The sequence below is a fragment of the Gardnerella sp. KA00718 genome, assembly GCF_049244285.1.
GTDB classification, from domain to species: Bacteria; Actinomycetota; Actinomycetes; order Actinomycetales; family Bifidobacteriaceae; genus Bifidobacterium; species Bifidobacterium vaginale.
Map to the genome: position 1 here is coordinate 534,665 of NZ_CP058370.1, position 13,986 is coordinate 548,650.

Sequence of the window (13,986 nt, forward strand, 5' to 3'; positions counted from 1 at the left end):
TTAAGATAGTTGGGATAATTAGGATAATTAGGATAATTAGGATAATTAGGATAATGTTCTTAACTATATTAGTAATATTAAATGTTATTATGATTTGTGAGTACAAAGGAGTGCTATTATGCCAGTATCATTTATCGAATCAGTGAAGAATAATGATGGTGCCAGACAGGCAACATCATTATTCAGCGAGACTTTTGGCGAATATTGCAGCATGCGTTTGCAAGATAATGGTGGAGTGTGGGCAAGCCCTGGGCGAGTAAACATTATCGGTGAACACACGGATTATAACGAAGGATTATGCTTGCCTATCGCTCTTCCGCATCGCACTTTTGTTGCGTTGCATCCTAGAAGAGACACAAAAGTTAGAGTAGTTTCAAGCGTTAACCCTATGTCAATCGAACAAGCGGATCTTGATCATCTACATGCTGGAGATGTAAAAGGTTGGGCGGCATACGCTATTGGAGTAGCGTGGGCATTGCGTAAAGCAGGCTACTTAAAGGTACGTGGTTTTGATGCTGCATTTGTTTCATGCGTTCCACTTGGATCAGGCTTAAGCTCTTCTGCAGCAATGACATGTTCTATTGCGCTCGCTTTAAGTGATGCATTTGACTTAGGATTATCTGATTCGGATGTTGGGCGCGTGCAGCTTATTCATGCGGCGATTATGGCAGAGAATGAAATGGCTGGAGCTTCAACTGGAGGCTTGGACCAAAATGCTTCTTTGCGATGTGTTGAAGGTAATGCGCTTCTGTTGGACTGCAAGAAGAATTTGACGCCATTGCAAAGTGTTAGCCAACAGCCGTTTGATTTGGCGGCGAATAATCTAGAACTGCTGGTTGTAGATACGTGCGCCCCTCACCAGCTTAATGATGGTCAATATGCTGCTCGTCGAATGATGTGCCAAGAGGCTGCTCAAGCGCTTAACGTGTCATCTTTGCGAGCTGTTGCTGATTCTATTTCTAATAGTGTGGATTCACAGCAGACTTTACAAGATACTCTTAATCGAGTGCAGAAGCTTGGTGGCGAAACAATGATGAGAAGAGTGCGCCATGTTGTTACGGAAATAAATCGCGTTCGAGAGTTTGTTGAGGCTTTCCATAAAACAGACATTACTCTTGCAGGAGAGTTGATGAACCAGTCGCATAATTCATTAAGAGATGATTATGAGGTTACTATTCCAGAACTCGATACTGCTGTTGATGTGGCTCGCAATGAGGGAGCTTATGGCGCTCGCATGACTGGCGGCGGATTTGGTGGTTCCATTATTGCTTTAGTTGATACTAATAGGGCTAAGCCGATTGCTCAGGCTATTGCTGATGAGTTTGCAAAACGTGGTTTTGCTGCTCCTCGCGCTCTTTCGGCTGTGCCATCGTCAAGTGGCGAGAGAATTTTGTAGTATCTGCCTTAAATGGTGTATACCTTAAGTAGTATCGCCTTAAGGATTGTGTATTATAAATATTGTGCATAAATAGCATATAACGTATAAACAAATAATATATAAACAAAATGTGCCTTTGAAAGTCTCTACTTGTTTTTCAACCTGTAGAAACAATCAAAGGCACTTCTTAATGGTAATTTATTGATCTTTTGGATTATTTTTGATTAAAGCTTGAATCCAGCGTAGTTTTTAGCTACTTCGATTACTCTGTAGACATCAAGATTCGGTTGAATATTGTTTTCTTCCCTTCTAATAAAATCAAGGAATTCGTACCAATATTGTTGCGCTTGTTCATTGTGTCCGCAAGAAATTTCTCGCAATGCTTGGGAAAGTTTCTTAACGTATTCACGATGCCAAGAGAGAAGCAACCATTCGTCAGCAATATGACCAGTTTCATTACTTATTTGTTTAGAAATAGTTGTTACCATTGAGTCTGCTAAGCAAGCAATGGCATTGAACTGTTCGCTTTGCTTTAGATTAATTCTTTCACCAATGGCGTTGAAATAATCGCATGAAGAAAGGTAAGAAACGGTTTGCAGCCAATCTACAGCAGTTTTCCAATTACTGCCATACAGTGATGCAAAGTATTCTTGCTTTATGTCATCGTAAGTGCGCGTATTATTCCACAGCATGGATCCCATAACATAATTAGGGAAATTATGTGGGAATCCTGCTCGAAGCTCTTGGCAAGAAATGTATCCATCTAATCCTAACTTACTAAGATGTGCAATATCGCGGTAAATAGTTGAACTTATAGCCATGTATCCTAAATCGCCATAATGTGCTCGTCCGAGTGGATAATCGTACACAAATCCATCTCCTTGGAAGGCTTTTTTCCAAGAAAACAGGTAGCTTAGATTTTCTTCTAGAGAGTTCGGCATAACTGTATTGTTGCGATTATAGGCTTCAGTTTGTGGAATACCATTCTCGTAGTCAACGTCTGCATAACTTTTTTCAAACGTTCTACTAATTGGTGCAAACATCATGGTGAAACGTTCTGGATTAGCAATTTTTGCATGCTCTGGTGCAAACAATAATTCGTGGTAAAGCAAGAAGCAAATATGAGTGTCCAAACCTTTTTCCGTAAGTTTTTTGTCAAGTGCGTTAAGAAAATCAACGTACTGATCGGAAGGGAATGTCTTTTTGCATTCTTCACATTCACAAATATTGTTGCAAGCGTCAGACAGCCATACGTGCAGATAATCTACGTCTGAATGTTCTTTAGCATACGATACAACAATATCAACAAGTTGCTTAGTTACTTCTGGATTTGCAAAATCCAAACTCGTTAATATTGGAGCGCCGTTAAACAGTTCTCGTTTCCCTGCAATTTCGGCTACTAGTGGCTTCTTGTCTTCTGGAAGACTGACGCCTGACTCCCAGCCGTATTTTGAGGAGTATCCTAGAACTTCACCAGTCCAACCGTGTCCAACTCTATGCTGAACAATACCGCGCTTGTGCATTGCTTCATCAACAGAATCACTCATTTGTTGCGCAATCTCAATGCTGAATGGCTCTTTCTCTTGATACGGATTAAACTCGTGCTCATACCAACGTTTGAGGAATGGGTAAGGGTTTTCAAATTGTATAAAGAAGCTATTCATGCCAATTTTAGGAAGCCAATCAATGAAATCGACTATGTTCTCAATCTTGTCGGCTCCTTCGATGCATACACCTCTATGAGCAAAACTTGCCGTTTCATCAAGTTGAATATTTGCCTTTTCAAAGTCTTCTTCGCGAAGAGAAGGTAGTATTTCGTTGCTTCTGCCTGGTCTTAGGAATCTTGCTCCAAACTCGTAAGCAAACCTGTAAACGGCAATTAATAGTGCTACATCTGTATTAGCGTGAATTGAGATTTTTGCGCTAGTCACTTTCAAGCTAAAAGCATCTTTTAGATTCGCACGTTGCTTCTGCTCGTCGGATAAAAGCTTGAAATCTGCCTCTTCTAGTGTGCTTGCAGGCGTTATTTTCATGCCAAACATTCTTTTGCAGAGGCGTTCCATCTCATTGTAAATAAATTCACCAGTATTAGGATTAGCTTGAACATATAGTGTCTTAGACAACATGTTAATTAATCCTCCTTAGAAGTAGCGCTGTTCTTGCTATCCATTAAATCCTTTTCAGCCTTAGAATGAGCTGCGTCTGCTGCCTTGAAGAATGGGAAGTAGATTATAAAGGATAGTACTACAAGCAGTGCTTGTAATACAGCACCTTGCCAGCTTCCTGTAGCAAGGAATCCGCCGATGATTGGTGGAGTCGTCCATGGTAGTGCGACACCAGTGGTGTAAGGAACTAATCCTGTTGCCATAGCGCCGTATGTTACTACAGCATTGATGATAGGCGTAAAGATGAATGGGAAGATCATAATAGGATTGAGAACGGTTGGGAAGCTGAAGAGGATAGCAGTGTTGATGTTGAACAATGCTGGTATGCCTGAAATGCGACCCAATGTTTTGTATTCGCGGCTCCTTGAGAAGAAGAGAAGGCAGAGCGCAAGACCGATTGTTGCTCCGCCGCCACCCATGTACACGAACAAATCCATGAACGGTGCAGTGATGATGTTAGGAAGCGCGTGACCAGCTTGCAAAGCAATACGATTGGCGTCGGCTTGCTGAAGCCAGATTGGGTTCATAACAGAACCAACAACTTGACCGCCGTTTACGCCACAGAACCAGAATACGGAGTTGAGGAGTACGGCAACGAATGTTCCTGGAAGTGTTGCACCAATAAGAGCTAATGGAGTTCCAACTATAATAGCGAGAAGATTATTGAGGCTGCCAATTCCTGTGACTTGCAAAACTTTTGTTACTATTGCAAATAGAACAATTATTACTGTTCCTGGCACGAGTGCTGCAAACGAATGTCCAACAGCTTCTGGAACGCTTTTTGGCATTTTAATTGTGAATTTACGTTGAATAAACTGGCGATATATTTCTGCGGTTATGAAGGCTATAACAATTGCTGTAAATAAACCTTTTCCGCCAATAAGTCCGTAAGGAATGCCGTTTGCTCCTTCTTTGCTTGCGATTGGTGGAGTTACGAGAAGGAATGCGCCGATTGCAAGAACTCCTGCAGAAGGTCCGTCTGTTTTGTATGATTCTGCAAGTCTGTATGAAATTCCAAATGCGGTTGCTAGACCGATTAATCCAAAGGAATTATTTGCCATAGTGCTAAGTAAAGCATCTAATTCGCCGTGTGTGTGAAGCCATTTGGTCCACGCTTCAATAGGGAAGCTTCCAATTAATGTGAAAATGGAACCAATAAGTACAAGAGGCATTGCCATAAGCACGCCTTCACGCAATGCTTTCAAATGCCGTTGTGCTGCCACTTTTTCACCAAACGGCGCAAGTTTATTGGACAAAAAATCCATCATTGTATTTCTAGCCATTTTTATCCTTTGTTTGTTGTTCATCAATGAACTTTTTGTTTGGCTTATGTTATGTATAGGGTTCTTCACTGAACATATTTAGTTCGCTTTACTTTCTAATTATTGGTTAAAAAATAAAGTATATCTATCATTGCATTTAAATTATCAAAAATCAAACTTTGTTGTCGAATCGTTTTAATTCCAACGGTTATGAGCGTGTCGCTCTTTGTCTTATGAGCTATTTGATTCATTTTTTGCATGTATTTTATAAAATTTAATAAGTGCGGAAATCGTACTTATGAAGGTGTAGAATAGTAATACGGATTAAGCAATGGTGCGAAGCCAAATATGTTTTCAAGGAGCGCGCATGAGACGAATATACGGAAAGTGTACTGCTTATGCGGTTATTACGCTAGCAATGGCAATAATGCTTAGTGGATGCTCTATAGGAGCGCCAACAAGCAGTGTATCTTCCCAATCCTCATCCAAAAATGGCATAACAGTGTGGGTTATGCAAGACGATTTTACAAAAGAAACACTTAACGCAATCAACAAACAGTTTGAAGTACAAACAGGCGTGCGAGTACATGTACAAGTTCAGCCCTGGGACGGTATTTCTACAAAACTTACAACTGCATTATCTACATCTCGTCCGCCAGATGTTGTTGATATTGGTAATACAAAAATAGCGGATTTTGCAGCAAGTGGAGGATTACTAGATATAACAGAACACGAAAAAATGCTTTCACAAGGTAAACGTTGGCTTAAAGGATTACGAGAGCCAGCTATTTATAAAGATAAGCTATATGCTGTCCCAGCATTTGCAGCATCTAGAGTTGTTATTTACAACAAACGCATATGGTCTTCAGCTGGAATAACAAATCAGCCAACAACTTTTACTCAGCTGATTTCTGCACTTAACACAATAAAACAAGCTCACAAAAATGAATCGGATTTTAGTGCAATGTATCTTCCAGGACAAAATTGGTTTGCTGGAATGCAATTTGTTTGGGATTGTGGTGGAAGCTTAGCTTCATTCAATGGAATGCAATGGCATTCGTCTGCAATAAGTAAGAAAACCTTACAAGGACTTAAAAAATGGGCAGATTTTCAAAACGCGTTCTCAACAGAAGCATCAAGATCTGCTGAAATAAATAATCCTGATCAAGCGCAAATACTCGCTCAACAAAAAGCTTCAGCAGTATTGACAAATAGTGCAGCTGTTACAAAGGCAATCTCAATTAATCCATCTCTTTCTAGAAAAGATTTTGCTACATTTCCAATGCCAAGCGTAAATGGTAAGGGTATACAACCTTCTGTTCTTGCTGGTTCAGACTGGGCAATACCGTCTAGAAGTAGCAACGTTGCGTTGGCATTAAAATGGATACGCATTGCTGCAAGCCCTTTAATTCAGCGTAAGTGGATTGTGGAACACGATGGTTGGCTTCCTAATAGTATTGACTTGTTGGATGAATATTTACATTCTCGCGATTTAGACGAGGTGCAAAAAGGATTCTTCGAAACAGCTAGAGTATCTCAATCAACTCCTGCAGCTCCTGGATGGTCGACTATCGAAGCAGATGGTTCTCTTAAAGAATTATTCGCTTCATCTGCTATGTCTGCAAAATCTGTTTTGCAAGCAGCACGCGTATTTCATGACAATGCACAAGAGATTTTCTCTCATAATCAGGTTGGTGGTGACTTATGAGGCTCCTAAAAGTTAGCAAAAATTATAGTAGTAGATGTGCTAGTAAATCTGCTAGTAACAGTGCTAGTAAAATAGTTCCAGTTCTAATGCTACTTCCAGCTTGCATATTACTTATAGTGTTGGTTATTTTGCCTCTACTTATGCTTGTTGTAGCATCTCTTAGCAATTTTAATGCTAGATCGTTGTTTACTGGAGAATTCGAGTTCGTTGGCATTCAGCAATATTTAGCTCTTTTTGCAGACAAAGGATTCTACTATTCTCTAGGAATCACAATTGCTTTTGCTGCATTTCTCGTTATTACTAGCGTGCTTATAGGGATGTGGGTTGCGCAAACCATGTTTAAACAATCTGCAGTAGTAAGGGTGATTATGTCTATTGTTCTTGTAGCTGCATGGGCAATGCCTAATGTTGCTGCTGCATTAGTGTTTAAATGGATGTTTCAACCTGGTTATGGAGTAGTAGGTTGGCTGTTAACTCAGTTAAAAATTTTTGGCAATATTCGCAATCTTTCGTGGACTAGTAACACGAATTTAGCTTTTTGCTGTATTGGATTAATAATCGTATGGCAGGCTGTTCCATATATTGCTATTACCTTATATGCGGCACAAAAGCAGATTGCTCCTGAATATGCTGAGGCTGCGGCAGTTGACGGAGCTTCAAAAACGCGTATATATTGGCAAATTACAGTACCTATATTGGCTCCACAATTAACGGCTATAACCATACTTTCTTGCATATGGGATTTCAACGTATTTAATCAAATATGGTTACTTACTCAGGGCGGTCCTCGTGAATCTACTGCAACCGTTGGAGTTTTTACATATAAGAAAGCATTTATTAATTTTTCTATTGGACAAGGCTCTGCAATAAGCGTGGTAACTACTCTGATACTCTTTTTTGCCACGGTTTACTATATTAGACGACTTCTAAAGAATGGTGATGAGCTATGAAGATAGTTACCTTATTGGATTTGCTTCGTAGGCGCGTTACATTGAATAAAATTATTAACACGTTGCTTGCTTTTGTGTTTATTATTGTATGGATTTTCCCCGTGTATTGGATGTGTGTTACGGCATTTTCACCTCGAAACGAAGTTCTACAATCCAAGCCAACTTTGTTACCAAGTCACTGGTCGTTTGAACATATGCATGATGCTTTTTCTTCTGATTCAATGCTTTCATATGCTTGCAATAGTCTGTTGGTAACAGTGTTGAGTGTAGTTATTGCGGTTATTGTAGCGTTTTTGGCTTGTGCTGCTTTAACTATGCACGCGTTTGCTGGCAGAAAGCTTATTATGGCTGCTGTGATTGTTGTGCAAATGATTCCAGCAACAGCAATTCTTATACCACAATTCATTGTTTTCAATCGTTTTGGAATGCTTGATACTTACGTTGGTTTAGTTTTAGCTTATGTTACTGCTGTGCTTCCAGTGGCAATTTGGAATTTGCGAGGATTTTTCTTAGCTATGCCAATGTCTATTTTTGAATCAGCTCGTGTTGAAGGTGCTAGTGAATGGCAAATTTTGTGGAGGATTACATTTCCGCTTGCAGCTCCAGGGATTATCGCAACATCAGTATTTGCTTGTATTCACGCATGGAATGATTATTTAATAGCGTATACTTTTATGAAAACTCAAGAAAAATACACTCTTCCTGTATGGTTGGCGTCATTTGCAACACCTTCAGGAGTTGATGTTGGTGCTCAGATGGCTGCATCTCTGATTTTCTCTGTGCCAGTGATTGTTTTCTTCTTGATTATTCAACATGGTCTTACGTTTGGTTCTATGCAAGGCGCAATAAAATGATAAAAATAAATAATTACCTAGTGTGGGAATCTTAGGAGAAACAAAGAATGAAAGACTCTGATGATTCGCGTAATAGATTGATCTCATTTACGCCAGAAGATATTCGTAAGAAGAATCGTTGTAATGTTTTAAATCTTCTTTACTCAAATTATATTCTTTCGAGATCTGATGTGGCAAAATTAACTGGTATATCTAAATCGTCTGCATCCGCAGTGGTAGAATCCTTGATTTCCGACGGTCTTGTAAAAGAAGGCAAAACAAAGTCTGCAACGTGCCCTGGTAAGCCTGCAGTTTTATTGCATTTATGCGAGAATTCTAGGCAAATAATAGTTGTTGACATTGCTGGAGAGAATACGATTGTTGGAGCTATAACAAATCTTGTTGGAAATGTTATAGAGCGTATTCAAACTCCGATTCGTTTAGATGACAAGCTTTCTGTAGATGATATTGTGTCTTTAATCGTTGATTTGCGTAAAAAGACTACGGCACCACTATTGGGAATTGGTATCTCATCTCCTGGAGTTATTGACGATGAAGGGAAAATTCTATCAGCACCTCATCTAGGTTGGAAAAATGTTACACTGGCGGATGATTTGCGAAAAATATTTAATGTTCCGGTTCGTGTTGATAATAATGCTAATGCTGCAGCCTTGGGAGAAAAACAACTTGCTAATGGATCGAGTAATTTAATATACATACAAATCGCTCGTGGTGTTGGTGCAGGAACACTGATTTCTAATAAGATTGTTGACGGCGGAAAATTTACTGCAGGCGAAATTGGACATGTTGTTGTTGATGAAGATGGTCTTTTATGTCGTTGTGGTAAACGAGGATGTTTGGAAACACTTATATCGATTCCGCGTTTGCAACAGCGTATTGCGGATGCTCCATCGGAAAAAGATAGGATTATTACTCAGGCTGGAACTTCTTTGGGTAAGATATTAGCCATTCCTATAGCTATGAATGGTATTGAAGATGTGGTAGTAAATGGTGATAGCAGTATTATTAACGATACTTTTATTGCTAATATGCAGTTTGCGATTAACAGCAGGATTGATAGCAAGCTATTTGGGGCTGTAAGAGTGCGATTCCCAGCATTAGAACAAGATGCGTCATTGCTTGGAGAAAGTGTAGCTGTTATGCGAAGCGAACTTTGTTGATGCGTGTTGATGTATGCATTAGTGTGTTTGTGTGCTTAGTGGTTTTGTGTTAATTGTTGGCTGGTTGGCAATAATGCAAATTTAAATAATTATAAATCATAATGTAAATAGCTCCTTCGTTTATAAACATATGTTGTGATTTAGATTCATATGTTGCGTTTTACGAAGGAGCTATTTTGTTTATGTGTCTTTGTTTATGCGTCTTTATTTTTATGTATCTTGTTTTAGTCTTGCTGCTTCCAAGTATCAACGTCAATATGATGTTCTGGATTTGCTTGCCAAGCTTTCCATGCAGATTCAACTATGTCTTGCACGTTGTATTTTGCATGCCATCCCATTTCTTCGTTGATTCGCTTCGGGCTGCCAATTAGCTGAGGTGGGTCGCCAGCTCTACGATCTAGAATTGCCTCTTTAAATGGCAATTTCGTAACTTTGCGAATCTCTTCAACAATCTGGCGCACTGATGTGCCCTTTCCAGTACCAACGTTAAACGCATCGTACTTGCGCTCGTCGCGATCCAAGTATGATAGTGCAGCAATGTGTGCATCTGCAAGATCGGAAACATGAATGTAGTCGCGAATGCAAGTGCCATCTGGAGTAGGGTAGTCGCTGCCAAAAATTGCAGGCGCTTTGCCTTTCTGTAAACGTTCAAGAAGCATAGGAATAAGGTTCAGTATAGCTGGATCTTCTAGCTCAACAGGTCCGCAGCCTGCAACGTTAAAGTAGCGTAGGGCGCAGAAGCGAATGCCGTATGGTTTTTCACATGCCCGTGCCATCCATTCGTCGAAGAGCTTTGTTTGACCATATGGGTTAATTGGAAGCATTGGTACAACGTCTTCTGGAACAACCTCTACAGGAGGCTCGCCGTATGTTGCAGCACTAGACGAGAACACGAGTTTTTTTGCTCCACTTTGTCGCATAGCTTCTAAAACATTAAGCATGCCGTTTATATTCTGCTGATAGTACCAAAGCGGCTTTTCTACAGATTCCCCAACCTGCTTGCGCGCTGCAAAGTGAATAACGGAGTCAACATTTTCATCCTTCATGATTTGTGCAAGTCGCGCACCAGCGTCTGGAGAAGATATATCCATTCCATAAAGTCGCGCGCCTTCGATGCGAGTTGGTTTGCCATAGCTAAGGTCATCCACTACGACGACGTTTTGCTTGGCTTGATGTAGTGCGTGAACAACGTGTGCGCCAATGTACCCGCATCCACCTGTTACAAGGACTGTCATTTTGAAGCCTTTCTTGCATGTTTTACGCAAAAGTATTGCATAAGATTTGTTATACGAACTTGGTTGTATAAGGTCGCTATATATTTTTTAAGGCAAAAAATCATCATATAAAGCAAAAGCTGAAATAGAAAGATTGAAAAACATACAGATTGTGATATGCACATTTTCCATCAGTTCTGTGTTCATTTTTGCTCATATATGTTATCTTTTGTGATTTTAGTATACAACACTTGCTCGAGAATTTGTACTTTTGCAGCAAATTTTTAGAAGCAATGCGGGAATCGAAGTGCATTCGCGCGCTACGCTTTGAGCGCGAAGGCAGGTATCGCGTCCGTGTTTGTAGTCAGATTTGCTTAAAAGGGAACAAATGCGGGAATATAGTTGTGTGCGATTGTATTGTAGTGTTGCATTTCGTGTGGTGTTGGTGTGGCGTTGGTTTGTGTCGGCGTGTTGCGTGTGTGATGTGTGTGGAATGTTGATTTTTCAATGGTTTTATAGTGTTAGTGTTCTTGTCTGCGTAGTTTCCTGAGAAAAGTCTGGGAAAATTCTTTAAAAACCTTGAAATAATGTGTTTTTACGGTTTTATTAGTGTTAATCCACAAATATTATGGTGAAAATAGTTTTTATTGTGGATTAGTTTGTGTGTAACATTATTTTTTTCTGTTTGTTTTATGTGGTTGCCTCTTGACTTTTTTAAACGGGGGGGGGTATGTTAATAACAGCTGCTAGCTAGATGCTCTAGATGGTGGTTATCCACAATATTTCGGAAATGTTGTTGGATGTTTAAAATTTCTCTTCGCGTGTTTTACGTGGAGGAGAAGAAGAAAGGAAATTAAAATGATGAATAAGAAGGCTATCGCCGCTTTCGCTGCTGGCGCTACTTTGCTTGCCGGCTTCGCAATGGCAACCCCAGCATTCGCTGGTGCTAAAGGTGATGCTCTTGCTGATGCTGTACAAATTCATGAGGCTAACAAGACTCTTCGTGAAAGCCAGCGTGCTGTGAGAACTGCAGAGATAAGTTTGGTCAAGCTTCAAAGCGCCCAAGCTGCAGCTAAGACGGCTTATGAGAATGCTAAAACCAAGTTTGATGCTGCTAAGAAGGCTGTAGAAGATGCTAAGAAGGCAGTGGAAGATGGCTTGACTGCTTATCTTGCAAAGCATCTTAGCGATAAGGATTTCGATAAGTCCAAGGCTACTGAAGAATATAAGAAGTCTGAAGAATACACTAACTTGTCTAAGGTTCAGACTGAGGCTGAACAGAAGCTTAAGGCTACAGATGCTGAAGGTAAGACTCTTGAGCAGAAAGCTGAAGCTTTAAAGACTACTCTTGATGCTGCTGATGCTAAGGTTACAGCTCAGACTGAGGCTGTTGCTGCTGCTAAGGCTCAGGTTGAAGCTAATCAGCGTTATTTGAACGCTTTGCGTGGTGTGAATCCAGGTGGTGAGACTAAGCCAGATCAGACCAAGCCTGGTGAGACTAAGCCAGATCAGACTACCCCAGATCACACCAAGCCTGTTCAGACTGCTGATCCATCTAAGTCTGCTGCTTCTGCTGAGTTGATGCGTACTCAGGTTGTGCTTGCTGAGGCTGATGCTACTAATAAGGATGCTCAGGAGAAGTTTGCTAAGTCTAAGGCTGATTTTGAGGCTGCTAAGACTCAGATGGCTGCTTTGGATGCTCAGGTGAAGTCTGCTGCTGATCGTGAAGAGGCTCTTCGCGTGGCTGGTAAGACTGATACTGATGCTTACAAGGCTGCTGTTATTGATTTGAAGGCTGTTCAGTCTAAGGCTAATGCTTATAGGACTCATGAGTATGCTGATGCTGAGAAGAATTTCGGAGAGAAGAGTGGTAAGGCTTTGCTTGCTGCTACTGCTTATAATACTGCTCTTGTGAATTATCGTGCTGCTTATAATAAGGCTGTTGAGGTTGAGGCTTCTGCTGTTAAGGGCTTTGCTGATCCTAACACTTTGAACCCAGTTTCTACTGATTTCCCTGCTGCTCCTGCTGCTGCTAAGGCTGAGGCTAAGAAGGTTGAGGCTAAGGCTCAGGCTGCTGCTCCAGCTGCTGGTAAGGCCGGTGCTGCCGCTGCTAAGGGTGAGCTTGCTACCAAGGGTGGCAATGGCCATGGTGGTAAGGCTGGCGAGAAGCTTGGTAATGCTGGTGTTGGTGTTGCTTTGACTGCTTTGGCTGCTTCTATGCTTGCTGGTATGGGTGCTGCTGTTCGCAAGATGCGTCACTAAACTAAAAGCACGTAAGTGTTATCGGTGAGCGTGCTGCGTATTTTTCAGTGCGCTCACTTCTATGATTTTGCTCTCAACTGTGGTAGTTTTCTTTGATTTCTGTCGCAAGTTTTCTTGCAGGATTGCATTACTGGTTTTTACTGTTTTGCTTAATTTCCTTTTTTCGCAGTGGATTCTGGTGATGCTGGTTTTGTGAGTTGACTGTTGAGGGTAATTAGCAGTGCTGTTTTTGCTAGGGACAGTAATAGTGCTGTGATTATTAAGGGCTTGGAGATAGATGCTACTAGGGGCGTCAACTCTCCGAGCCTTTTTGTTTTCTTTAAATCTTTTATTTTGGCTTATGACCCTTTTTATTTTCAATTATTGAGCAATTTAATATTTTTGTATGTGTTGTGAGAGTTTAAAAATTTTGTAAAGATTTTGCACCAAAATTGGTGCTTCAATGTTTTTTGTTATATGCTTATATCACAAATAAATCTTAAATCTTAATTTTGAATTAATTGTTATTGCAGATTTTTTATAAAAGGGCGTATATATGGTTTCTGTGAATATTCGAGCACTACGTCGCTCAAAAAAAATAACTCAACAAGAGTTAGCTGAAGCATTAGGAGTATCTCGTAATAGCATTGTGCGATACGAAAATGGTACAAGTGCTATTTCAACTAGGTTAATAGATAAGATTTGTGATAAATTCAAGGTTTCTCTTTTTGATATCGTACATGAAAAAGAATTATCTGCATCTGATAAATACGATTTGAATATGAAGATTGAAGTTTTAAAGGAGCGTGGCGCACTTTTACTGGCTCGTTTATATAAATACGAGGATAGTATGAATATACAATTTGATGATTCTTCTAATGCATGGATTGCAATTAGTGATGATTTATCAGATGTAATTAATACAAAGATTTATACATCTACAAATTTTGAAGATATAAATCGTTATATCGGATATTTAGATGGCATAGAACGCTTGCTTGAATACGTAAGTTGCAATAAAAATAGTTAACAATCGTATAGAAAAATATGGGTA

At 40.1% G+C, this 13,986-nt stretch carries 10 protein-coding genes; 7 read left to right on the forward strand and 3 right to left on the reverse strand.

Annotated elements, in window-relative coordinates; genetic code table 11:
* Nucleotides 1-118 precede the first annotated feature (118 nt).
* Complete coding sequence (galK, locus tag HXT55_RS02095; protein WP_174190884.1) at nt 119-1,396, forward strand: galactokinase; 1,278 nt, start codon at nt 119-121, stop codon at nt 1,394-1,396.
* Between the two features lie 206 nt (nt 1,397-1,602).
* Here galK and HXT55_RS02100 read toward each other — a convergent pair whose 3' ends face one another.
* Both HXT55_RS02100 and HXT55_RS02105 read right to left on the reverse strand, forming a co-directional pair.
* Complete coding sequence (locus tag HXT55_RS02100; RefSeq protein ID WP_421792344.1) at nt 1,603-3,504, reverse strand: DUF4838 domain-containing protein; 1,902 nt, start codon at nt 3,502-3,504, stop codon at nt 1,603-1,605.
* A 5-nt stretch (nt 3,505-3,509) separates the two neighbouring features.
* Nucleotides 3,510-4,826, reverse strand: coding sequence for a PTS sugar transporter subunit IIC (locus HXT55_RS02105; RefSeq protein ID WP_004113017.1), 1,317 nt, complete (start codon nt 4,824-4,826; stop codon nt 3,510-3,512).
* A gap of 346 nt (nt 4,827-5,172) precedes the next feature.
* On the opposite strand from HXT55_RS02105, the gene HXT55_RS02110 reads away from it, so the two are divergent.
* Genes HXT55_RS02110 through HXT55_RS02125 form a run of 4 tightly spaced genes read left to right on the forward strand, consistent with a single transcriptional unit; the run spans nt 5,173 to nt 9,477 of the window.
* The gene (locus HXT55_RS02110) at nt 5,173-6,513 is read left to right on the forward strand and encodes an extracellular solute-binding protein (RefSeq protein WP_421792347.1); all 1,341 of its coding nucleotides are present in this window, start codon (nt 5,173-5,175) and stop codon (nt 6,511-6,513) included.
* Nucleotides 6,510-7,463, forward strand: coding sequence for a carbohydrate ABC transporter permease (locus tag HXT55_RS02115; protein WP_075038671.1), 954 nt, complete (start codon nt 6,510-6,512; stop codon nt 7,461-7,463). The genes HXT55_RS02110 and HXT55_RS02115 overlap by 4 nt, the downstream gene beginning before the upstream one ends.
* Nucleotides 7,460-8,317, forward strand: coding sequence for a carbohydrate ABC transporter permease (locus tag HXT55_RS02120; RefSeq protein WP_004113011.1), 858 nt, complete (start codon nt 7,460-7,462; stop codon nt 8,315-8,317). Before HXT55_RS02115 ends, HXT55_RS02120 begins: the two co-directional genes overlap by 4 nt.
* A gap of 47 nt (nt 8,318-8,364) precedes the next feature.
* Nucleotides 8,365-9,477: an ROK family transcriptional regulator gene (locus HXT55_RS02125; protein WP_004113009.1), complete on the forward strand. Its 1,113-nt coding sequence runs from the start codon at nt 8,365-8,367 to the stop codon at nt 9,475-9,477.
* A 224-nt stretch (nt 9,478-9,701) separates the two neighbouring features.
* On the opposite strand, the gene galE is transcribed toward HXT55_RS02125, so the two are convergent.
* On the reverse strand, nt 9,702-10,712 hold the full coding sequence (gene galE / locus HXT55_RS02130) for a UDP-glucose 4-epimerase GalE (RefSeq protein WP_004116755.1): 1,011 nt from the start codon (nt 10,710-10,712) through the stop codon (nt 9,702-9,704).
* Between the two features lie 837 nt (nt 10,713-11,549).
* On the opposite strand from galE, the gene HXT55_RS02135 reads away from it, so the two are divergent.
* Nucleotides 11,550-12,953: a hypothetical protein gene (locus HXT55_RS02135; RefSeq protein WP_421792350.1), complete on the forward strand. Its 1,404-nt coding sequence runs from the start codon at nt 11,550-11,552 to the stop codon at nt 12,951-12,953.
* A 535-nt stretch (nt 12,954-13,488) separates the two neighbouring features.
* Complete coding sequence (locus HXT55_RS02140; RefSeq protein ID WP_004113003.1) at nt 13,489-13,962, forward strand: helix-turn-helix transcriptional regulator; 474 nt, start codon at nt 13,489-13,491, stop codon at nt 13,960-13,962.
* The last annotated feature ends 24 nt before the right edge of the window (nt 13,963-13,986 follow it).